This is a genomic window from Microbacterium oleivorans (genome assembly GCF_001691565.1).
Lineage (GTDB): Bacteria > Actinomycetota > Actinomycetes > Actinomycetales > Microbacteriaceae > Microbacterium > Microbacterium oleivorans_B.
The window spans coordinates 1,110,054-1,132,245 of sequence record NZ_MAYO01000003.1 but is presented as its reverse complement, the minus strand read 5'-3'; the positions used below and the strand labels follow the sequence as shown (position 1 = coordinate 1,132,245).

At 71.1% G+C, this 22,192-nt stretch carries 20 protein-coding genes; 10 read left to right on the top strand and 10 right to left on the bottom strand.

Translation table 11 applies throughout. The features are described 5' to 3' along the window. A complete protein-coding gene (locus tag BBA86_RS08185) occupies positions 1–1,269 on the bottom strand; it encodes an Nramp family divalent metal transporter (protein WP_065571113.1) in 1,269 nt (422 codons plus the stop codon). Between the two features lie 58 nt (positions 1,270–1,327). After that, entirely contained in the window at positions 1,328–2,017 is a 690-nt protein-coding gene (locus tag BBA86_RS08180) for a response regulator transcription factor (protein ID WP_223247053.1), read from the bottom strand. Positions 2,018–2,128: 111 nt separating this feature from the next. Between BBA86_RS08180 and BBA86_RS08175 the strand changes: the two genes are divergently transcribed. From BBA86_RS08175 to BBA86_RS08150, 6 genes are read left to right on the top strand one after another with little or no spacing between them, the layout of a single operon-like run. After that, positions 2,129–2,752, top strand: a complete 624-nt coding sequence (locus BBA86_RS08175; RefSeq protein WP_141677856.1) for a hypothetical protein — start codon at positions 2,129–2,131, stop codon at positions 2,750–2,752. Next, positions 2,749–3,801, top strand: a complete 1,053-nt coding sequence (locus BBA86_RS08170) for a peptidoglycan-binding protein (RefSeq protein ID WP_189318440.1) — start codon at positions 2,749–2,751, stop codon at positions 3,799–3,801. The genes BBA86_RS08175 and BBA86_RS08170 overlap by 4 nt, the downstream gene beginning before the upstream one ends. Then, on the top strand, positions 3,798–4,502 hold the full coding sequence (locus BBA86_RS08165; RefSeq protein WP_065571109.1) for an ABC transporter ATP-binding protein: 705 nt from the start codon (positions 3,798–3,800) through the stop codon (positions 4,500–4,502). The genes BBA86_RS08170 and BBA86_RS08165 overlap by 4 nt, the downstream gene beginning before the upstream one ends. Further along, positions 4,495–5,682, top strand: coding sequence for an ABC transporter permease (locus BBA86_RS08160; RefSeq protein WP_065571108.1), 1,188 nt, complete (start codon positions 4,495–4,497; stop codon positions 5,680–5,682). Before BBA86_RS08165 ends, BBA86_RS08160 begins: the two co-directional genes overlap by 8 nt. A 32-nt stretch (positions 5,683–5,714) precedes the next feature. After that, a complete protein-coding gene (locus BBA86_RS08155) occupies positions 5,715–7,502 on the top strand; it encodes a sensor histidine kinase (RefSeq protein ID WP_065571107.1) in 1,788 nt (595 codons plus the stop codon). Between the two features lie 9 nt (positions 7,503–7,511). Then, complete coding sequence (locus BBA86_RS08150; protein ID WP_065571106.1) at positions 7,512–8,159, top strand: TrmH family RNA methyltransferase; 648 nt, start codon at positions 7,512–7,514, stop codon at positions 8,157–8,159. A gap of 10 nt (positions 8,160–8,169) precedes the next feature. On the opposite strand, the gene BBA86_RS08145 is transcribed toward BBA86_RS08150, so the two are convergent. Genes BBA86_RS08145 through BBA86_RS08135 form a run of 3 tightly spaced genes read right to left on the bottom strand, consistent with a single transcriptional unit; the run spans position 8,170 to position 10,930 of the window. Further along, positions 8,170–8,589: a hypothetical protein gene (locus BBA86_RS08145; RefSeq protein ID WP_065571105.1), complete on the bottom strand. Its 420-nt coding sequence runs from the start codon at positions 8,587–8,589 to the stop codon at positions 8,170–8,172. A 60-nt stretch (positions 8,590–8,649) separates the two neighbouring features. After that, on the bottom strand, positions 8,650–9,309 hold the full coding sequence (locus tag BBA86_RS08140; protein WP_065571104.1) for a response regulator: 660 nt from the start codon (positions 9,307–9,309) through the stop codon (positions 8,650–8,652). Further along, positions 9,302–10,930 carry a sensor histidine kinase gene (locus BBA86_RS08135; RefSeq protein ID WP_065571103.1) on the bottom strand — a complete coding sequence of 543 codons (1,629 nt, stop codon included), beginning with the start codon at positions 10,928–10,930 and terminating at the stop codon, positions 9,302–9,304. Before BBA86_RS08135 ends, BBA86_RS08140 begins: the two co-directional genes overlap by 8 nt. A gap of 170 nt (positions 10,931–11,100) precedes the next feature. Here BBA86_RS08135 and BBA86_RS08130 point away from each other — a divergent pair, with 170 nt between their 5' ends. Together BBA86_RS08130 and BBA86_RS08125 are read left to right on the top strand one after the other, a co-directional pair. After that, positions 11,101–12,621 carry a CitMHS family transporter gene (locus BBA86_RS08130; protein ID WP_065571102.1) on the top strand — a complete coding sequence of 507 codons (1,521 nt, stop codon included), beginning with the start codon at positions 11,101–11,103 and terminating at the stop codon, positions 12,619–12,621. 87 nt (positions 12,622–12,708) lie between these two features. Continuing rightward, positions 12,709–13,209, top strand: coding sequence for a hypothetical protein (locus tag BBA86_RS08125; RefSeq protein WP_065571101.1), 501 nt, complete (start codon positions 12,709–12,711; stop codon positions 13,207–13,209). A 9-nt stretch (positions 13,210–13,218) separates the two neighbouring features. Here BBA86_RS08125 and BBA86_RS08120 read toward each other — a convergent pair whose 3' ends face one another. The 5 genes from BBA86_RS08120 to BBA86_RS08100 are packed head-to-tail and all read right to left on the bottom strand — an operon-like array spanning position 13,219 to position 18,393. Continuing rightward, positions 13,219–14,538: an MATE family efflux transporter gene (locus BBA86_RS08120; protein WP_065571100.1), complete on the bottom strand. Its 1,320-nt coding sequence runs from the start codon at positions 14,536–14,538 to the stop codon at positions 13,219–13,221. A 43-nt stretch (positions 14,539–14,581) separates the two neighbouring features. Further along, on the bottom strand, positions 14,582–16,006 hold the full coding sequence (locus tag BBA86_RS08115; protein ID WP_065571099.1) for a rhamnulokinase: 1,425 nt from the start codon (positions 16,004–16,006) through the stop codon (positions 14,582–14,584). After that, entirely contained in the window at positions 16,003–16,860 is an 858-nt protein-coding gene (locus tag BBA86_RS08110) for an alpha/beta hydrolase fold domain-containing protein (protein WP_065571098.1), read from the bottom strand. The genes BBA86_RS08115 and BBA86_RS08110 overlap by 4 nt, the downstream gene beginning before the upstream one ends. 7 nt (positions 16,861–16,867) lie before the next feature. Then, positions 16,868–18,034: an L-rhamnose isomerase gene (gene rhaI / locus BBA86_RS08105; protein ID WP_065571097.1), complete on the bottom strand. Its 1,167-nt coding sequence runs from the start codon at positions 18,032–18,034 to the stop codon at positions 16,868–16,870. Further along, positions 18,031–18,393: an L-rhamnose mutarotase gene (locus BBA86_RS08100; RefSeq protein WP_065571096.1), complete on the bottom strand. Its 363-nt coding sequence runs from the start codon at positions 18,391–18,393 to the stop codon at positions 18,031–18,033. Before BBA86_RS08100 ends, rhaI begins: the two co-directional genes overlap by 4 nt. A 106-nt stretch (positions 18,394–18,499) precedes the next feature. On the opposite strand from BBA86_RS08100, the gene BBA86_RS08095 reads away from it, so the two are divergent. Together BBA86_RS08095 and BBA86_RS08090 are read left to right on the top strand one after the other, a co-directional pair. Next, positions 18,500–19,501 (top strand): LacI family DNA-binding transcriptional regulator, encoded by a 1,002-nt coding sequence (locus BBA86_RS08095; RefSeq protein ID WP_083199506.1) that lies wholly within the window; start codon positions 18,500–18,502, stop codon positions 19,499–19,501. Between the two features lie 284 nt (positions 19,502–19,785). Then, entirely contained in the window at positions 19,786–22,095 is a 2,310-nt protein-coding gene (locus BBA86_RS08090) for a rhamnogalacturonan lyase (protein WP_411267690.1), read from the top strand. Positions 22,096–22,192: the final 97 nt, after the last annotated feature.

Here is a 22,192-nt window from a genome sequence, read left to right as displayed (position 1 = left end):
TCACGAGCCGAAGAGGGTCAGCCAGAGCAGCAGGCCGTTGAGTGCGACGAGGAAGACCGACGCGAGGATGCCGGCGGCCGTCGTCCACGCCCGGTTGCGGTACGCGCCGAGCACGTCGGTCTTCGCGGTGAGCGCGATGAGGGGGATGAGGGCGAACGGGATGCCGAAGCTCAGGACGACCTGACTGATGATCAGCGCGAGTGTCGGGTCGACGCCGATGGCGAGGATCGCGAGGGCGGGGACCAGGGTCACGAGGCGGCGCACGAGGAGCGGGATGCGGATGCGCAGGAGGCCGTGCATGATCTCGGCGCCCGCGTAGGCGCCGACGGCGCTGCTGGCCAGGCCGCTGGCGAGCAGTCCGACGGCGAACAGCGTCGCGACGACGGGCCCGATCCCGGACTGCAGCGCAGCGTACGCGCCCTCGAGGCTGTCGGTGCCGGGAACGCCGGCGAGGTTCGCCGCGGCGAGCAGCAGGATGCAGAGGTTCACGGTCCCCGCGATGGCGAGGGCGATCGTCACGTCCCAGCGCGTGGCGCGGAGCACGCGGCGGGTGTCGATCGCCGCGTCGGCGGCCGCGGCATCCTTCCGACGGTTCTCGGACGGGCGGAAGCGGTCCCGCGCGAGCGAGCTGTGCGCGTAGATGGCGTGCGGCATGATCGTCGCGCCGAGGATGGATGCCGCGAGCAGCACCGAGTCCGTCCCGTCGAAGCGCGGCAGGAGGCCTCCGGCGACACCGGACGCGTCGGGCGGGCCGATGAAGACGCCGTACGTGAAACCGAGCGCGATGATCGCCATCAGTCCGATGATCACGAACTCGAAGCTGCGCGCGCCGCGGCGGGATTGGATGAGCAGGAGCACGATCGAGACGGCTCCGGTGATGAGCCCGCCCCAGAGGAGGGGAACGCCGAACAGCAGCCAGAGTGCGACCGCACCGCCGATGATCTCGGCCACGTCGGTCGCCATCGCGACGAGCTCCGCCTGCAGCCAGTACGCGCGACGGGCCGCGTGGGTTCGGAACCGGGCGCCGAGGAGTTCGGGCAGGCTCTGCCCCGTCACGATGCCGAGCTTGGCGGACAGGTACTGGATCAGCCACGCCATGACGTTGCCGAGGACGACGACCCAGACCAGGAGGTAACCGTACCGAGCGCCGGCGGTCATGTTGCTCGCGACGTTGCCGGGATCGAGGTAGGCCACGCCTGCGACGAGAGCCGGTCCGAGCAGCCACGCCGCGCGCGTGCGCGGGCCTGCGGCGGCGGGATTTTTCGGCATACCGAAAAATCTAACAGGACCGGCGGATGCCGGGAAGCGCCGTGCGCTCCGACGGCGCTCAGGCCGAGGAGGACTCGAGCTTGTACCCCACGCCGTGCACGGTGACGATCTTCGCGGGATGCTGCGGGTCGCTCTCGATCTTCAGCCGCAGGTTCTTCACGTGGGTGTCGATGGTGCGCGGCCCGATCCAGCGGTCGGAGCCGTGCAGCCGGTCGAGGAGCTGCGACCGGCTGAGGACGAGTCCCGCCTGAGTGGCGAACACGAGCAGCAGATCGAACTCGGCGCGCGTCAGCTCCACGGGTCGGGCGTCGACGGTGACCGTCCGGCGTTCGGGGTCTATCGCGAGGTCTCCCACGACGACCTCGGGGCGGGTCGGGGCGACCGGCAGAACCCGTCGCAGCAGCGCTCGGACGCGACCGACGAGCTCGCGAGGGCTGTACGGCTTGGTGACGTAGTCGTCGGCGCCGAGTTCGAGACCGAGGAGCAGATCGTTCTCGGTCGATCGGGCCGTGAGGATCAGGATCGGCAGGTCGTACATCTCCTCGCGGAGGGTGCGGCAGAGGGTGAGTCCGTCGAGCCCCGGCAGCATCACGTCGAGGATCAGCAGATCGGGCGAGGTCTCCCTGACGGCGGCGAGCGCAGCCGCTCCGTCGCCGATGACCTGCACCTCGTGGCGTTCCCGCTCGAGGTAGCGGCGGATGAGCTCGGACTGCAGGTCGTCGTCTTCGACGATCACGATGCGGGCCACGCCATCGACTGTAGGCGGGCGACCGGAGCGCCGACGGTCTCGGCACGGCATCCTCACAATCCGCTCACAACCGGCGATCACGCTGAAGGCGACGACAGAGATCGGAGAATCATGTCCCGCCATTCGACCCGCCCCTTGGGTGCCCTCGTCGGCATCGCCCTGACCGTGCTGCTCGCGACCGGCTGCGCAGCCGGCACCGCCCCGCAGGGTGAGGATGCCGCCCCTGTTCCCGACGATCAGATCGCCAGTCTCGAGACGGCGGCGCCCGAGAAGACGGCGACGGAGGACCCGCTCATCGCCGAGTACGGCGAGCCGGTTCGGCTCCGCCTCGACATGACCGAGGAGGAGGGCGAGGCGGCGTGGCAGCCCCGCGAGCGATGCCTCGCCGATCGGATGCCGAAGGCGACGATCACGGGCGGCCAGGACAGCGGCGTGGGCGTCGCGACGAACGACGACCCCGAGGCCGCTGCGGAGGCGGAGGCATTCTGCATGAGATTCGCGCCGCTGCCGCCGCACGAGCTCGACGCGCAGAATCCCGACGCGCTGCGGTTCGCGCAGAAGGTGGTCGACTGCCTGCACGCTGAGGGCGTCCGTCACGTGGAGATCACCCCGGCGGACGAGTTCGGGCAGATCAACTTCGCTTTCGGCGGCGAGCAGAACGACTCGGCGTCGATCTCGCTCGGCATGGCGAAGGTGGACGGATGCGTCGCCGACGTTTCGGGCGGCGCCCGATGAGCCGCGACCGCCGACGCCGTACCTTCGCCATCGCGGCGGCCGCCGTCGGGGCGGCTCTCCTCCTCGCCGCGGGCGGGATGGTCGCCGTCACGAGCGCGACCGAGCAGTCCCCGAAGGGTGCGCCGTCGCCGCAGACGGAGCGCGCGACCGCCGTGATCGAGCGGGGCGACCTGTCGTTGACCGCGACCCTGGACGGCTCGATCGGGTTCGGCGCCGCCGAGCCCGTGTCGGTCAAAGCGAAGGGGACGATCACCTGGTTGCCGGCACCCGGTTCCGACCTCGGTCGCGGGGCGACGGCACTCCGCGTCGACGACCGCCCTGTCCCGGTGCTCATCGGGAAGACCGCCCTCTACCGTCCCCTGACCTCGTGGGGCATGACCGGTGCCGACGTCAGCATGGTCGCGGAGAACCTCATGGAGCTCGGCTACCTCCGCCGGGCCGATTCGAAGGACGCGCGGACGAACGGCGCTTTCCGCACTGCCGTCCGCGCCTGGCAGACCTCGCTCGGTCTGGAGCGGACGGGCGACATCGCCCCGACGGACGTCGTCGTCCTGACCGCCGACAGCCGCGTCGCGAAGGTGACGGCGCGGCTCGGCGACGCCGCGACCGGGACGCCGTTCACCGCGTCGACCACCACGAGGATCGTCGAAGCGGCCGTGCCTGCCGGCGACGCGGGACTCGTGGGCGCCGGGGCGGCGGCGGAGATCGAGCTGCCTGACGGCCGGGTGCTGAAGGGAACGATCCGCGACGTCGGCACGGCGGGCGAGGGGGCGCAGTCCCAGGTGCGCGCCACGGTCGAGATCGCCGACCAGAAGGCTGTCGCCGACCTGGATGCCGGGGCCGTCGTCGTCCGCGTCGTGACGAAGACCGTCACCGACGTGCTCATCGCCCCCGTCCCCGCGCTCATCGCGCTCGCCGAGGGCGGTTACGCGCTGCAGGACGAGTCCGGGCGGCTGCACGCTGTCACGATCGGGCTCATCGCGGACGGCCGCGTCGAAGTGGCCGGCGACGGCATCACCGCCGACATGACGGTGGTGACCGCGCGATGACCACCCCCGCCCTCGAGCTCGATCGCGTGGGTCGCGTCCATCCGGGCGGCGTCGCTGCATTGCGCGACGTGTCGCTCCGGATCGACGCGGGCGAGATCGTCGCGATCGTCGGACGATCCGGTGCCGGCAAGTCCACGCTCCTGAACGTCCTCGGCACCCTGGACCGGCCCACGAGCGGAACCGTCCGCGTCGGCGGGATCGACACCGACGACCTCGACGACCGGGCGCTCTCGACCCTGCGGGGGCGGACGATCGGCTTCGTCTTCCAGAGCTTCCACCTCACCGACGGTCTGAGCGCCGAGGACAACGTCGCGACGGCTCTCCTCTACAGCGGCGTGCCGCGGCGACTCCGACGCGATCGCGCCCGCGCGGCGCTCGAGCGGGTCGGACTGGCGCACCGCCTCTCGCACCGGGCTCGGGACCTCTCCGGCGGGGAGCGTCAGCGGGTCGCGATAGCCCGCGCGATCGTCACCGAGCCGCTCGTGGTCTTGGCCGACGAGCCGACCGGCGCACTCGACAGTGCGAACGGCGAACGCATCGTCGACCTCCTCGAGCGACTCAACCGGGAGGGCACCACCGTCGTGATCATCACCCACGACACGGCTCTGGCCGCACGGATGCCGCGCCGCATCGAGCTCCGCGACGGGGGGATCGTGTCGGACACCGCCGCGCCCGTCCATGAGGAGGTCGCTCATGTCTGAACGTCGGCCTCGCCTCGGCATCCGGGATCTTCTCACGCTCGGAACTGTGGGGCTGTTCACCCGCCCGCTGCGCGCCGTGCTGGCCTCGCTCGGAGTCGCCATCGGCATCGCCACCCTCGTGACGGTCACCGCTCTGCCCGCGTCATCGCAGGCCGCACTCGATCAGGAACTCACGAAGCTCGGCGCGAACCTGCTGCGCGCCGACCCGAGGGTGGGCGTCGACGGTGAGCCGATTCCGCTCCCGCCCGAGTCGCGCGGCATGCTGCAGCGGATCGGTCCCGTCTCGGATGCCGCGACGGTCGGGAACGCTCACGCGGGAGTCCGGAGCAACGCGCTCCGGGACTACGTCGAGAGCGGCATCACGACCCTCGCCGTCGAGGGCGACCTGCTGGGCGTGCTGCGCGGCGAGCTGGCGGAAGGACGATGGCTCGGCGACGATCCGCTGCCGGTCGTCGTCCTCGGCTCGGATGCCGCGGACCGGCTCGGACTCTCGCGGCTCCCGGGCCGCGCGGTGTCGATCGACCTCGACGGCATCCCGTTCCAGGTCGTCGGCGTCCTGAAGGACACCCCTCTCGCTCCCGACCTGCAGTCGGCCGTCCTCGTCAGCGACGCCGCCGCCCGGCAATGGCTCGACTTCGACGGCGCCCCCACGGTCGCCTACCTCACCGGCATCGAGTCGCAGATCGAGGCGCTCCGCCCCGTCGTCGCGGCGACGCTCTCGCCGGGAGCCGCGGGCATGGTGCAGGTCAGTCGTCCGTCCGCCGTACTGGCCGCGAAGGATGCCGCGCAGGCGAACCTCGACGGACTGTTCCTGACCCTGGCGGGGATCGCCCTCCTCATCGGCGGGATCGGGATCGCGAACACCATGTTCGTCTCGGTGCTCGAGCGCCGGAGCGAGATCGGGTTGCGACGCGCGCTCGGCGCGCATCGAGGGCAGATCCGGGCGCAGTTCCTCGTCGAAGCGGTGGTCCTCTGCTCGATGGGCGGGCTCCTGGGGGTCTCGCTCGGGCTGCTCGGCACGGTGCTGTGGAGTGCGACGCAGGGGTGGCCGGTGGTGATCCCGGTAGCGACGATCGTCCTGGGCGTCGCCGCATCCCTGGTGACAGGCGCTCTCGCCGGGCTGGCGCCGTCGATCCATGCGGCACGGCAATCGCCGACCGCTGCGCTCGCTGCAGGATGAGAGGCGGGGCGGGTGAGAGCATTGCCGACGGGATGAGCGTGCGATCGAATGAGCAGGCGACGCGGCGACGGACGCCGCGTCTGCTCCTGCGGTACCTCGCCGCCGGCCTCCTCCTGGTCGTCGCGTCGGTCGGCAGTACGCTGTGGCTCGCGCAGACGGCGGAGTACCGCTTCGACCAGCAGTCATCGGATGCCGCCCTCGCCCGGAACGAGCAGATCCTCGAGGAACTGACGCTCTGGGCCGGCCGGCATCCCACCTGGGACGGCGTCGGACCGGAGCTACTGGAACTCGCGCACGACACCGGGAGGCGTATCGCGCTCGTGGGCGGTGACGGAGAGCTGATCGCCGACAGCGCTCCGACTCTGCCGCGACCGGAGGAGTCGACCCTGACCTTCGATCCGCTCGAGGAGGTCGCCGATCCGGGCACCCTGGAGTTGGGCCTGCACCGGGGGATCGTCGGGCCGTTCGGCCTCAGCGACGCGCAGCAGGCGGCGCTGACCGAGCGCGCCGCCGATGTCCGCGCCTGCCTGGGTGAGTCCGTCCTCGGCTCGACCGTCTGGACGACGGGACGCCCGGTGGTGTGGGCCGCGGACGACGCGCCTGACTGCGGGCGGAGCCGGCTCGACACCCCGCTGCCGTCCGAGCAGAGCGCCCTCGACGAGCTGCGCGACCTCGCGAACCGGTGCCTGCTCGATGCCGGCGCACCCGCGATCGATCGGATCGCCCTCGACCTGTCCTCCGCGTCGGCGAGAACGGAGCTCGCGTTCCGCACCGATCCCGCAGCGACGGATGCCACCGCCGAATGCCTCCTCCGCGCACAGGCCGAGCAGGCCTCCGCGTTCACGGCGCCGACCGTCCAGGTCGTCCTCACGAACCTCCGGGGAAACATCCGCGGCCCGCTCGACGCGAGCCCGGGGACGATCGCACGGCTGGCGATCGTCGTCGTCGTGCTCCTCGCTCTCCTCGCCGCAGCGGCCGCCATCATCCTCGCGCCGACCCTGCGGAGCGCGCGCAGGCTCGAAGCCGCCGCGGACCGCTTCGCGGCAGGGGAACGCGCAGGCCGGAGCGGACTCGGTGCGAAGGACGACCTCGCCCACGTCGGCGCGGCCTTCGATCGGATGTCGGCGGAGATCGCCGGTCACGAGACCGCCCGGCGTCGTCTCCTCGGCGACGTGGCCCACGAACTGCGGAGCCCCCTGACGAACATCCGCGGATGGGTCGAGGCCGCCGACGACGGTCTCGGCATGAGCGACGCCGAGCTGCGGCGTCTCGTGCTCACCGAAGCCGGACGCATGGAGACCATCACGCGCGACCTGCAGGTGCTCGCACTCGCCGAGACGGGCGACCTCGCCGTCGACCTCGCGCCGGTGGATGCCGCCGAGGTCGTCCGGAGCGTCGTGGCGGCCCATCTGGCTCGGGCCGCGGACGCCGACGTGACGCTGGTCGCCGACGCCGACGGCGCCCTGCCGATGCGCACCGACGCCGGGCGCCTCGGGCAGATCCTGAGCAATCTCGTAGGCAACGCTCTGCGCCACACTCCTCCGGGCGGGTCCGTGCGCGTCGGCGCGCGGGCGATGGGGCGAACCGTCCGCTTCGAGGTGATCGACGACGGCGAGGGCATCGCCGCCGACGACCTCCCGTTCGTGTTCGACCGTCTGTGGCGGGGGGATCCGGCGCGTACGCGGTCGGGCGAGAGTTCGGGACTCGGGCTGTCGATCGTGCAGGGGCTCAGCCAGGCGCTCGGCGGCTCGGTCGAGGTCACGAGCGAGGTGGGCGTCGGCTCCCGCTTCGCCGTCTTCGTGCCGGTGTCCCCCGACTAACCTGGACCGGTGCCAGAGCCGATCGATCCCGCCGCCGGCGACGCCGAGCCGCAGCTCCCCGTCGGCGTCGGACCGTGGCCGGGCGGCCCGGACGAGTGGCCCGACGACCCGCGCTACGACCGCGACCTGCTGGAGAACGGCGACCGCCGGAACGTCGTCGATCAGTACCGCTACTGGACGATGGCGGCGATCGTGGCGGACCTCGACGAGAAGCGGCATCCGTTCCACGTCGCGATCGAGAACTGGCAGCACGACATGAACATCGGCTCGATCGTGCGCAGCGCCAACGCGTTCGGCGCCGCGGAGGTGCACATCATCGGCAAGCGGCGCTGGAACCGGCGCGGCGCGATGGTCACCGACCGGTACCAGCACGTCCGCCACCACGAGGACGTCGAGACCTTCGCCGCGTGGGCGGATGCCGCAGGTCTGCCCGTCCTCGCCATCGACAACGTCGACGGGTCGGTGCCCGTCGATCGGGCGGACCTGCCGGAGCGGTGCGTCCTCTTGTTCGGGCAGGAGGGACCCGGGCTGTCGCCCGAGGCGCTGGCAGCGGCATCCGGAGTCATCGAGATCACCCAGTACGGCTCGACCCGATCGATCAACGCCTCGGCCGCCGCGGCGGTCGTCATGTACGAATGGTGCCGCCGCTTCGCATGAGCCCGCGTCGTCAGGCCACGGCGTACCGGCGGGACCGCAGGTAGAAGGCGGCGAGCGTCACGGCGAGAGCGGTTGCCGGCACAGCGAGGACCGAGCCGACGAGCAGGAGCAGTCCCGCTCCGATGTTCGCGAATCCTCCCGCCGCAGCATCCTGGAGGGTCGTCACGGCGCCGAGGAAAATCGTCGCCCCCACGACCAGGTATCCCACCGTCGCGATGGCGGAGACGACGGTGCTCAACCGGTGCAGCCACACGCCGACGATGCCGGTGACGATGGCGGTGCCGGCGGCGCCGGCGACCACGACGAGCTCGGCGAAGGTGCCGTCCGCTGTCAGCAGGTAGGTCGCGAGTGCCGTGGCTCCGATGGTCAGTGCGAGACCCGATGCGGCCATCAGAGCGGTCGCGAGTGTGATCCGGCTTGTGTTCGTCATGGTGGAGTCCGTTCCCCGAGCGGTTCCTGCGCGACACGGCCGTCGTGGCGTGGTGTCACCTTAGCCCGCGGCATCCGCCACGCGGAAGCGGTGCTCAGGGCGGCCCGTCGTGCCGTATCGCAGGCTGATCTCCACGAGCCCGCGCGAAGCGAGCGCGGTGAGGTGGCGCTGGGCCGTCGCGCGTGAGATGCCGCTGCGCTCGGCGACTTCGCTCGCCGATGCCTCGCCGTCGGCGAGGGCGCCGAGGATGGTCCGCTCCGTCGCCGACCGCGACACCGACGCCTGGTCGGAGGCAGCGCGCATCGCCGTCGCCGCGCGGTCGATCTGGTCCTGCGTGAGCGGGGCGGCGTCGGATAGCAGGTTGCGGTAGCGCGCGTACCGGTCGAGGCGATCGGCCAGCGTTCGCGCGTCGAACGGCTTCACGAGGTAGGCGAGGGCGCCGGCGCGGAAGGCGCGCCGCACCGTCCGCGCGTCCGTCGCCGCACTCAGCACGAACGCGTCGACGCCGCACGAGCGCACCACCTCGATGCCGTCCCCGTCGGGCAGGTACACGTCGGCGAGGATCAGGTCGGGGGTGTCGGCCCGCACGGCCGCCAGCGCCTCGGCCGCGGTGCGGACCGGCTCGAGCGCGGTGAATCCGCGCACCCCCGTCACGATGTCGCGGTGCACGCCGGCGACGCGGAAGTCGTCGTCGATGATCAGCACACGGATGTCACTCATCGTCGCTCTCCTCGATCTCACCCGGTCCCGCCGGACCCATCACCGCGGGCAGACGAGCCCCGAAGACCGCGCCGCCGTCGCGGCCGCCCGCGTCGATGATCCAGACCTCGCCCCCGCGTCGCCTCGCGAGCTCACGGGACAGCGGCAGCCCGATGCCGTGGCCGTGCACCGCCGTCTCGGTCTCCGACACCGTGCGCGCGGCGAACACGTCGCCGGGCTCCGTCACGCCGCCTCCCGAATCCGCCACCGTCAGGACGAGCTCGCCCCCGTCGAGCTCGTCGAGGAGGGTCACCTCTACCCAGGCGTCCGCCGACGAGGATGCCGCGGCCGTCATCGCGTTCCCCACGAGGTTCCCTATCACGGCGAGGGTGTCCTCCACCTCGCGCAGCGTGCTGCGCAGCAGGGTGTCGGGCCCGACGCGCAACTCGACGCCGCGTTCGCGGGCGCTCTCGGCCATCGCGCCGAGGAACGACTGCAGGACCGGGTCAGTCACGGCATCCAGCCCGGCCACCCGCAGGTCGACGGCGCCGCGACCCGAGACCTCGCGCAGGAAGTCGCGGGCCTCCTCGCCGCGGCCCGCGTCCAGCAGACCGGATGCCGCGTGCAGGCGGTTCGCGAACTCGTGGCGCTGCGCGCGCAGCGCGTCGGTCAGGGTGCGGACGCCGTCAAGACGCTCGGTGAGGGCGAGCAGATCGGTCCGGTCGCGGAGGATCGCCGCGGTGCCGAGTGCGCGGGAACCGCGACGCACCGGGCGGACGTCGACATAGACGATGCGGTCGCCGACCGCGAGTCCCGACGGCGCGCCCCCCGTGAGCGCATCGCGCACCGACGGGTCGACCGGGACGTCGCGAAGGGCGGTCCCAGGCGCGGCGGCGACGCCCAGCATCCGCGTCGTCGCCTCGCTCCACACGCGCACGGTGCCGTCCGGGTCCACCGCGACGACACCCTCGTCCGCGCTCTCGAACACGGCGGTCTGCGTCTGGACGAGTGCCGCGAGCTCTTCGGGCTGCAGGCCCAGCGTCACGCGCTCGAGCCGCCGACGCATCAGCAGCGCCGCGACCGCGCCGAGGGCGAGGGCCAGCACGACCGCGACGGCGATGCCGGTGAGGAGGGCGGGCAGATCGCGGAACACGCTGGCTCGCTCGAATCCGACGCTCACCTCTCCGACCGGCCGGTCGCCGTCGCCGGGCGCGTACACGGGCACCTTGGCGCGTGCGGATTCGCCGAGCGTGCCGGACTCCCACGTCACGACCTCGCGCCCGGCGAGGGCGTCGTCGAAGCTCGTGCTCACGACATCGCCGAGCCGGTCCGGGTCGGGGTGGGCGAGACGGATGCCGTGATCGTCGGTGATCACGACGAACAGCACGTCCGTACGGTCCGAGACGGCGGTGGCGTACCCCTGCAGAGGGCCGCCGCGAAGCTTCGCGGCATCCGGCGTGCCGGGGTCGGCGGAGTATTCCGCGACCAGCTCGCGGACGTCGGGGGTCGCCGCGACGCTCCGGGCGATGTTCAGCGCCGAGGACTCCGCTTCGGCGCGCAGCTGCTGCACCCCGAGGAAGAGGAAGACGCCGGCGCACGCCGCCACGACGCACACCTGCGTGACGAACTGGAGGACCAGCATCCTGCTCCCGAACCGCACCCGACCACCTCCTGCGCACAATGAGCGAAAGCCACGTTACGCGCACAACGCGGGGGAATGAGCCTTAGCGCGCGCCCTGGCTCGCGGCATCCCTACGATCGCGGGACCAGGCACCGAACCCGCCGGAGCCGCTTCACGACGAAGGAGTCGCGATGAGCATCGTGCATACCGAGGCAGTCGAGTACCCCGTGGCGTTCACGCCGCCGGACACCGTTCTGGTCATCCTCGGTTTCGTGATGGTGCTGACGTTCATGGCGCTCATCATGACGCGGCGTCTGACGCCGATGGTCGCGCTCATCACCGTCCCGACGATCTTCGGCCTCTTCGCGGGCGCGGGGCTCGGCCTCGGTGATATGGTCATCGACGCGATCGGCGATCTGGCACCGACGGCCGCGCTGCTGATGTTCGCGATCATGTACTTCGGCATCATGATCGACGTCGGCCTGTTCGACCCGCTCATCCGCCTCATCACGCGCCTGCTGGGCGACGACCCCGCGAAGGTCGTGCTCGGCACGGCGATCCTCGCCGGCGCCGTCTCGCTCGACGGCGACGGGTCGACGACGTTCATCATCACGACCTCGGCGATGCTGCCGATCTACCTGCGCCTGGGCATGAGCCCGGTGGTTCTGACCTGCGTCGCGGGCCTCATGAACGGCACGCTGAACATCGTCCCGTGGGGCGGCCCCACGGTGCGCGCCGCCTCGGCGCTCGGCCTGCAGCCGACCGACATCTTCGTCCCCATGCTGCCCTCGCTGGCGACCGGCCTCGTCATCTCGCTGCTGTTCGCCTGGTTCCTCGGCCTCTCCGAGCGACGCCGCCTCGCCGGGACGGTCGACACCTCGCGCCTCGAGGGTGCGGGTGGCGACGGACGCCTCGGCGCGCCGCGCCTGTTCCGCGGCGCGGAGAACAAGCCCGGAGCTCTCGCGCACCTCCGCACCGGCAACATCGTCACCGTCCGCGGTGCGCGCACCGCGGTCGACGCCGCGAAGCTCGTGGACACGGCCGACACCGCCATGGCCGACACCCTGCTCGATCCGAACCGCGCGACCCTCCGACCCAAGCTCATCTGGTTCAACCTCGTGCTGACCCTCGCCGTCATGGTGATGCTCGTGCTCGACATCTACCCGCTGGCCTACGTGTTCATGGTCGGTGCCGCCGTCGCGCTCATCGTCAACTTCCCGCGGCTGAAGACGCAGGCCGACGAGATCGTCGCCCACGCCCCCAGCATCGTCGGCGTCGTCTCGATGGTCCTCGCCGCCGGCGTCCTCGTCGGCGTCTTGAACGGCACCGGCATGGTGTCGGCGATGGCCAGCTGGGTCACCGAGGTCATCCCGCCGTCGCTCGGACCGTTCATGGCGGTGATCACCGGCATCCTCTCGATCCCGTTCACCTTCTTCATGTCGAACGACGCGTTCTACTTCGGCATCCTGCCGATCCTCGCCGAGAGCGCGACCACCTACGGCATCGATCCCGTCGAGATGGCGCGCGCGTCGATCACCGGTCAACCGGTGCACCTGCAGAGCCCGCTCGTCCCCGCGATCCTGCTGCTCGTCTCGCTGGCGGGCGTCAACCTCGGCGACCACCACAAGAAGGTCCTGTGGCGCGCCGCGATCGTCTCGCTCGTGATGCTCGCCGTGGGCGTGCTCGTCGGTTCCATCCCGCTGATGGCCTGAGGCCGGGCGGCCCCGCGTTCCCGGAGCGGGGGATGCCGCTACGGTGAACCGTGCGTGCTCTGGGGGTGCGCAGGGTATGGGGGAGCGATGTCACTGCAGTCTTCCGAGCGCTCGCCGCTCGTCGGCGCACCGATCGTGCGCGACGTTCTCAGAGCAGTCATCGTCACCGCCGCCGCCGTCGCGGTCGTGTGGGCGGCGACGAGCACGTCCCGGCGGTTGTGTACGCCGATCCCGGATTCGTGGTGGGTCGGGGCGATCCCGCCGAACGCTCCGCAGGAGTTCTGCGCGACGATCCATCTCGAGCCGAGCCCGATCGTGTTCGCGGTTCTCGCGCTCGTCCTCGTCCTCTCGATCGCCCGCGTCCTCCGCACGGCGCGGACGGCGGATGAGGGCGGGCGGATCCTGTCGCGGGCAGTCACGGTCATCGTCGTGGTCGTCGGGGCGACCGTGGCCGTCAGTCAGGCGTGGCTGTGGCTGTACGGGTATCCGGGCTCGCTGCCGAGCGGGGAGCTCTTCGTCGTGTCGCCCTTCCCGTTCGCGGGGGGTTCGGTCGAGGACGACACGCTCGGGTTCGCCGTCCTCGGCTGACGAGGAGTCTCAGACCGTCGCGGTCATCCACTCCGAGCGGCGCACTCGCCACCCGAGGGTGCCCAGGCGTGCGAGCATGTAGACGCCGAAGAAGCACGCGGCGAGCCAGGCGAGTCCGCCCGATCCGCCCGGGTGCAGCGCCGAGACGACCGCGAGCGCCGGGATGTACGGCACCAGGTTGAGGCCGCCCGCGATCGCGAGGTACTTCGCATCGCCCGCGCCCATCAGGACGCCGTCGAGGACGAACACGACGCCGCACACGGGCTGCGCGATCGCGAGCACGAGGAGCGCGGGCACGATCAGGGCCGCCAGGTCGGGGTCTCCCGTGAAAGCGAGGCCGATCACGCCCGAGAGCGCGGCGATGAGCACGCCCACGATGACGCCGAACCACGCGCCCCAGGCGACGGTGCGTCCCAGGACGCGTCGCACGAACGGCTCGTCCTGCGCGCCGAGCCCGCGCCCGATGAGAGCCTGTGCCGCGATCGCGAGGGCGTCGAGCGCGAATGCCGCGGTCGAGAAGATCGTGAACGCGACCTGCCAGCCGGCGAGCTCCGCGGTGCCGAGCCCCGTCGCGACCGCGACCGTGGCGAGGAACGCGGCGCGCAGCGACACCGTTCGCAGGAAGAGCCAGCCGCCCGAGCGCGCCGACCCGCGCACCCCGTCGCGCTGGGGGAGGACGGATGCCGCGTGGCGCCGCGCGAGCCGTCCGATGACGACGACGTAGGCCGCCACCATGCCCCACTGCGCGGCGACGGTGCCGGCGGCGGACCCGGCGATGCCCCAGCCGAATCCGTAGATGAACAGCCAGTTGAGCAGGGCGTTCGCGCCGAAGCCGAGGCCCGCGATCCAGAGCGGGGTGACGGTGTCCTGCATGCCGCGCAGCAGTCCGGTGGCGGCGAAGACGATGAGCATGGCGGGCAGGCCCCACATCGACATCGCGAGGTAGGTCACCGCTTGTTCGGCGACCTCGCGGCTGGCGCCGAAGAGGTCGACGAGCCACGGCGTCGCGAGCGTGCCGAACAGCGCGAGCAGGGCGCCGAGGCCGAGGGCGAGCCAGAGTCCGTCGATACCGACGCTGACGGCGCTCTTGCTGTCGCCTGCTCCGAATCGGCGGGCGACAGCGGGAGTGGTCGAGTAGGCGAGGAAGACCATGAGGCCGACGATCGTCTGCAGCACCGCACCGGCGATGCCGAGGCCCGCGAGCGGGACGACGCCGAGATGGCCGATCAGGGCGGCATCCACGATGAGGAACATCGGCTCGGCGATCAGCGCACCGAGCGCCGGCACGGCGAGGCGCAGGATCTCGCGGTTCAGGGTCGGCGCAGACATGATTTTCAGCCTAGAGGTGACCGGCGACCCGGCTCACCGGCGGTCAGCTCGCGGCCGGCTCGTACCGTCGGGGCTCGTGCGTCCGGGCGACGAGGGTGCGGAGCGCCTCGAGCGAGCCGGTCACGAGACCGGCGGCGCGCGCCTGCACGAGGATGTTCCCGAGCGCGGTCGCCTCGACCGGGCCCGTGAGAACGGGGACGCCCGCCCGATCGGCGGTGCGCTGGCAGAGGAGCTCGTTGAGCGAACCGCCGCCGACGATGTGGATGACGCGCACGTCGACCCCGCCGATACGGCCGGCCTCGTGCGCGGCGTCGGCGAAGGCCTGCGCGAGGGACTCGACGATGCTCCGGGCGATCTCGGCCCGGCTCTGCGGCGCCGCGACCCCGTGCTCTTCGCACCACGCGGTGATGCGCGTCGGCATGTCGCCCGGAGGCAGGAAGCGGGCGTCGTCGACGTCGAACACTGCGACCGGTCCGGGTACCGAGGCCGCCGCGGCGAGCAGCTCGCCGAGTTCGACCTCGTGCCCGTCGCGCTGCCACCCGCGGACCGTCTCGCTGAGGATCCAGAGACCCATGACGTTTCGGAGCAGGCGAGTACGGCCATCGACGCCGCCCTCGTTCGTGAACTTCCCCTCGCGGGCCCCGTCGGTGAGAACCGGGCGCTCGACTTCGACGCCCACGAGCCCCCACGTGCCGCACGAGATGTACGCCGCGTCGCTCGACGCCATCGGAACGGCGACGACAGCGGATGCCGTGTCGTGCGACCCGACAGCTGTCACCGCTGTGCGGGGTCCGCCGAGGCTCGCGGCGACATCGGCGGTGAGGCGTCCGAGGGGCTCGCCGGGGGAGATGAGAGGCGCGAGCAGGTGCTGCGGCAGACCGAGGGCGGCCGTCAGGTCGGCATCCCATTCGCCCGTGTCGGCCCGGAGGAGACCCGTCGTCGACGCGTTGGTGCGTTCGGCGCGCGCCTGGCCGGTGAGCCAGAACCCGATGAGGTCGGGGATGAGCAGGGCGTGTTCGGCGAGGCGCAGCACCGAGCGGTCCTCGGCGGCGAGCTGGTAGAGCGTGTTGAACGGCAGGAACTGCAGGCCGTTGCGGGCGAACAGCTCCGCGTGCGGGTGCGTCGCATGGACCGCCCCGACGCCGCGCGCGGTGCGCTCGTCGCGGTAGTGGAACGGCTCCCCGAGAAGGCGTGAACGCGCGATCAGGCCGTAGTCGACGGCCCAGGAGTCCACACCGATGCTGGCGATCTCGGTGTCGCCGCGCAGCGCCTCGCGGAGCCCGTCGAGCACGGAGCCGTAGAGGCCGAGGACGTTCCAGTGCAGCCCGTCGGCGATCCGGATCGGGTCGTTCGCGAAGCGCGCGACGGTCGCCGTTTCGAGCGTGTCCGCGCCGACGTGACCGACGATCACCCGGCCGCTCGTCGCCCCGAGGTCGACGGCGGCGACGGTGCCGCGCGCGACGCTCACGGGGTGAGGGCGGCCAGGCGCGCGGCGAAGCGGGCCAGCGTGAGGGAGGCGGCATCCCCCTCATCGGGACGGTTGAGGTGGCCGTGGTCGGTGCCGGGCTCGATGACGTGCTCGACGTCGCGGCCCGCGGCCGAGAGCGTCCGGGCGAAGTGCTCGCTCGAGACGCGGAGCTCGTCGACGTCCCCCGCGACGATCAGCGTCGACGGGAACTCGGCGAGGTCGTCCGCTGACGCGAGCCCGGGGATCGCTGCGAGGGGCGCGTCGACGACCGATCCGCCGAGATAGTTCTCGTACATGCCGCGGACGGCATCCGGCCCGAACCGGTCGGCCGCCGGACGGGCGTCGAGCGCGGCGCGCAACTCGCCCTCGGGTGCGGGCTGTTCTGCCAGGAGCGTCGGGTAGGCGAGCAGGACGAGAGCGGGCAGGTGCCGGTCGTTCTGGATGAGGCGCAGGACGGCGCCGGTCGCGATGTTCGCTCCCGCGCTCGCTCCGCCGATCGCGAGCCGCGCCGGATCCACTCCGAGCGTCGCGGCCTCGGCCAGAAGCCAATCCCAGGCGGCGAGGGTGTCGTCAGATGCCGCGGGGTACCCCGCGCGCTCGCGGCCGGGCTCCGTTGCGGGGGCCTCCCACCCGTCGGGCAGCGGCGCCAGGCGGTAGTCGACGGAGAGGACCGTGGTCCCGGCATCCGCCAACGTGCCTGCGACGTGGTCGGCTTCCGGCATGTCGATGTCGCCGGCGGCGAATCCGCCGCCGTGCAGCCACACGAGTCCCGGGGTGGGGCGCTCGAGCACGCGGGCGGGGTAGACGCGGACGAGGCCGCCGGCGGCTCCGTAGGGGGTGGGGATCTCGCTCATCGGTCGATCATGCACCCCAGCCGGCCTGCGTGCCGCCGACGCGCTCGTCGGCGATCTTCTGCAGGTGACCGGATGCCGCGAACGCGGCCATCGGGTCGGCGGGAAGCCCGCGCGACTCGCGCCATTCGGCGAGAGCGGGACGAACGTCGGTGTAGAAGGCGTCCATGAGGATGCCGTTGGCTCCGAGCACGTCGTTGGCCAGCTGCGCGGCGGTGAGCGCCTCCCGGTCGACGAGCAGCGCCCGCGCCGTCATCTCCTGCACGTTGAGCACCGAGCGGATCTGGCCGGGGATCTTGTCCTCGATGTTGTGGCACTGGTCGAGCATGAAGGCGACATCGGGATTGTTCAGCCCGCCGCCGCGGACGACCTCCGTGAGGATGCGGAACAGCTGAAACGGGTCGGCGGAGCCCACGATGAGGTCGTCGTCGGCGTAGAAGCGCGAGTTGAAGTCGAACGAGCCGAGCTTCCCGAGGCGCAGCAGCTGCATGACGATGAACTCGATGTTCGTGCCCGGCGCGTGGTGGCCGGTGTCGAGGCACACCATCGCCTTGTCGCCGAGAGCGGCCACCTGGGCGTAGGACGTGCCCCAGTCGGGAACGTCGGTGTGGTAGAACGACGGTTCGAAGAACTTGTATTCGAGCACGAGGCGCTGCGCGTCGCCGAGGCGGGCGTAGATCTGCTGCAGCGAGTCCTGCAGGCGGTCCTGGCGTCCGCGCATGTCGTTCTGGCCGGGGTAGTTCGACCCCTCGGCGAGCCAGATCTTGAGGTCGCGCGACCCCGTCTCGTGCATGATGTCGATGCACTCGAGGTGGTGGTCGATCGCCTTGCGACGGATCGCCTCGTCGTGATGGGTGAGGGCGCCGAACTTGTAGTCCTCGTCCTGGAACGTGTTCGAGTTGATCGTGCCCAGCTGCACGCCGAGATCCTCGGCGTGACGGCGGAGGGCGGCGTAGTCGTCGACCTTGTCCCACGGGATGTGCAGGGCGACGGTGGGAGCCAGAGCGGTGTAGCGGTTGACCTCGGCGGCATCCGCGATCTTCTCGAACGGATCCCGCGGGGTGCCGGCCGTCGCGAAGACGCGGAACCGGGTGCCGGAGTTGCCGAACGCCCAGCTGGGCAGTTCGATGGCCTGCCCCTCGAGCTGGGTGAGGATGTCGGAGGACAGCGTGGTCATGAGGAGTCGCTTTCTGAGGATGCGGCGGCTGTCGCCAGCTGGTCGTGCAGGTTGAAGACTTCGGCCAGCGGCGTTGCCGCCTGATCCGGGCGGCCGTCGAGCCCGATGAAGAAGTGGGCCATCTCGGCCTCCCATCGCGCGGCGATCGGCGAGGCGGCGAGGTATGCCTGCGCCGCGGTGTCGTCGTCGACCTCGTAGTAGCCGAACAGCCGGCCGCCGTCGCCGAGGAACAGCGAGTAGTTGCGCCGACCCGCCGCCTCGATCTCGGTCAGCATCTCGGGCCACACGGGCGTGTGGCGCGCGACGTACTCGTCGATGAGGGCGGGGTCGATCTGAAGCTGGAAGGCGACGCGGGTCATGTCACTCCTTCGTGAGGCCGAGGTCGAGAATCGGGAAGCGTTTCATGAAACGATTCAAGATCTTGAACAGTAACGTGGGTCCGAAGCATCCGTCAAGGCAGGTCACGTGGCAGTCAGTGTGAAGGACGTCGCTCGCGCGGCGGGAGTGTCGGTGGGGACCGTGTCGAACGTCCTCAACCGGCCCGAAAAAGTCTCCCCGGCGACGGTGGAACGCGTGCACGCGGCCATCGCCGAACTCGGTTTCGTGCGTAACGACGCCGCGCGTCAACTGCGGGCAGGACGCAGTCGGACCGTCGGGCTCGTCGTCCTCGACTCGGCCAACCCGTTCTTCGCCGAGGTCGCCCGCGGCGCCGAAGAGAGGGCCGCCGAGCACGGGGTGACCGTCTTGCTCGGCAGCAGCGGCCAGGAGGCGGCTCGTGAGAACGCCTACCTCGACCTGTTCCGCGAGCAACGGGTCAACGGCGTGCTGCTCACGCCGCTCGCCCTCGACGAGGCGCGCGCTGAGGCCCTCGAGACCGCGGGCGTGCCGATCGTGCTCGTCGATGCCGAGGCCGACGGCGACCTGCCCTCGGTGGCCGTCGACGACGTCGAAGGCGGATACCTGGCCGTGCAGCACCTGCTGCAGCAGGGGCGCCGCCGGATCCTGTTCGCCGGAGGCCCGGCATCCGTCCGCCAGGTGGCGGACCGCCTCGAGGGTGCGCGGCGCGCGCTCGCGGAGGTGACCGATGCGACCCTCGAGGTGGCGACGACCGACGAGCTCACGGTGCTCGCGGGGCGCCTCGTCGGCGAGGAGCTCGCCCGACGCGACGCGACCGAGCGGCCGGACGGCGTGTTCTGCGCGAACGACCTGCTGGCCGTCGGGGTGCTGCAGGGTGCCGGCATCCTCGGTTCGCTGCGCGTGCCCGAGGACCTCGCCCTCATCGGCTACGACGACATCGACTTCGCGCAGTCGACGGTCGTGCCCCTGAGCTCGATCCGCCAGCCCGCACGCGAGATCGGTGCCGCGGCCGTCGACGCGCTGTTCGCGACGCTGTCGGATCCGGATGCCGCGCCGCAGCGCATCCGCTTCCGCCCCGAGCTCGTCGTCCGGGCGTCCACCGCGGGCTGACGCGCGGCGCGGACTGTCCGCGGAAGCCGGGTGCTCGGCGCGGCCTGCCACCCGCCGCTGGTGTCCACATCATGTTCTCTCGTCGAGACCACACGCTATGCGCGTACAGAACGTGTGCGCTCGACGGGAGCACATGATCTGGATCAAAAGGGGTGCGAGATGCCGGGGCTCCCGCGCCCCCGCGGTTCGACAATCCGGCATCCATTGACACGATTCAACACCGCGCCTAGGCTCGGCGGACGACTGGGAAAACGCATTCCATCACGAGTTCAAGGGTGAACAGCATGAGAAGACCCGTCCGCACGTCCGTCGTCGCCGCGCTCGCCGCAGCGGCCCTCGTCGTCCCGGCGCAGGCCGCGGTCGCGCACCCCGGCCATGGCCCGGGCAAGCCGAAGCCGGCCGCCTCACCGCAGCTCGAGAAGCTCGACCGCGGCCTCGTCGCCCTGCCGGGCGACGGCGGCATCCACCTCACGTGGCGCCTGTTCAAGAGCGAAGCGACCGGCGCCTCCGCGACCGGCCTCACCGGCACCGACTTCGTCGTGAAGCGCGACGGCAAGCGCATCGCGACGGTCACCGACTCGACGACGTACGTCGACCCGGACGGCACCGAACGCTCGCGCTACACGGTCTCGCCGCTGCAGGGCAAGCGCGAGGGCAAGCCGTCGGAGAAGGTGACGGTGCAGGGGTCGCCGTTCCTCGACATCCCGCTCACGAAGCCCGCCGACGGTGTCACGCCGGCGGGTGAGGCCTACACCTACTCGGCGAACGACGTGTCGGTCGGCGACGTGGACGGCGACGGCGCGTACGAGTACGTCGTCAAGTGGGACCCGTCGAACTCCAAGGATGTCTCGCAGGTCGGCTACACCGGACCGGTCTACATCGACACCTACAAGCTGGACGGCACGCTGCTCAATCGCATCGACCTGGGCGTCAACATCCGCGCCGGTGCTCACTACACGCAGTTCCTCGTCTACGACTTCGACGGGAACGGCAAGGCCGAGATCATGATGAAGACGGCTCCGGGAACCAAGAGCACGGAGTACAAGAAGGGCAAGGCGAAGAAGTCCGAATACGTCACGATGCCGAAGGCCGATCGTAAGGCCGGCTACTCGCACTCCGACGACTATCGGCTGAGCGCCGACGACTACGCGTCGCACCTGGCCGATGTCTTCCAGGGCTGGTCGGAGCGGCCCGAGGTCGTCTCGGGTCAGTGGCCCGCGACCCTCGAAGAGGCGCTCGGCACCGAACCGACGCACGACTACCCGCTCTCCCGCGCCGACGCCGAGGAACTCGTCGACTACTTCATCGACGTCTACGCCCCGTCGCGTTCGGCCCGCAACGTGCTGCGGAACTTCGAGGGCTTCATCGTCGACGGGCCCGAGTACCTGACGGTGTTCGAGGGCAAGACGGGCAAGGAGCTCGAGACCGTGCGCTACGAGCCGGGCCGCGGTGACGACGGCCTGCTGTGGGGCGACTACGCCATGTCGCGAATCGAGCCCGGCAACCGTGTCGACCGCTTCCTCTCGGGGGTCGCCTACCTCGACGGGAAGCGTCCGTCCGCGGTGTTCGCCCGCGGCTACTACACACGTTCGACGGTCGCGACGTACGACTGGAACGGCAAGCATCTGACGAAGCGCTGGTTCGTCGACAGCGGGCACGTCCCGATGACGAACCCTTTCAACGACGGTCCGCACGGCCGCGACGGCACCGACCCCGAGTACGGCACGCTGACGACGCAGGGCTTCCACAGTCTGAGCGCGGCGGACGTCGACGGCGACGGCAAGCAGGAGATCGTTTACGGCTCGGCGACGCTCGACGACGACGGCAGCCTGCTCTACTCGTCGTTCGACACGATGCCCGAGGGCAGTGCGACTCCGGGCGAGAACGTGCGCCTCGGACACGGTGACGCGATGCACGTCGGCGATTTCGACCCCAACCGCCCCGGCAAGGAGATCTTTACCGTCCACGAGGGCGGCGCGTACGCCCCGTACGGGACGGCGATGCGGGATGCCGCGACGGGCGAGGTGCTCTTCGGCGCCTACTCCGGCCGCGACACCGGCCGCGGCATGGTCGGCGACGTCCGCCCCGACGTCCCGGGTATCGAGGCCTGGTCGAGCATGCCCGCAGGGACGGATGCCTCGGGTCTTCTCTCCGCCGCGGGAGACATCCTGCAGCCCACCAATCCCGGCACGAACATGTCGATCCGGTGGGCCGGCGACCTGACCACGCAGATCGTGAACGGGGCGCAGACCGCGACCCCGACGATCGACGACTGGACGCGCGGGACGATGCTCACGGCATCAGGCACCCTCACCAACAACGGCACGAAGGGCAACCCGTCCCTCGTGGCAGATGTCTTCGGGGACTGGCGCGAGGAACTGCTCGTGCGCACGGCGGATTCGTCGGCCCTGCGCATCTACGTCTCGACCGAGCCGACCGAGCACAAGCTCTACACGCTCATGCACGACCCGCAGTACCGGGCCGAGATCGCGCGTCAGCAGACGACGTACAACCAGCCCGCGTACACGGACTTCTACCTGGCGTCCGACATGTCCTTCGAGGACGTGCCGCTCGGATCGAAGCGCGGGCGCTGAGCCCGGCCTTCGCCGAGCGCGCCGCCTGATGCCAAACGCGCCCATTGTTGCCCTCCAACAGTGGGCGCGTTCGGCACGAGCGGGCGCACTCGGGTGC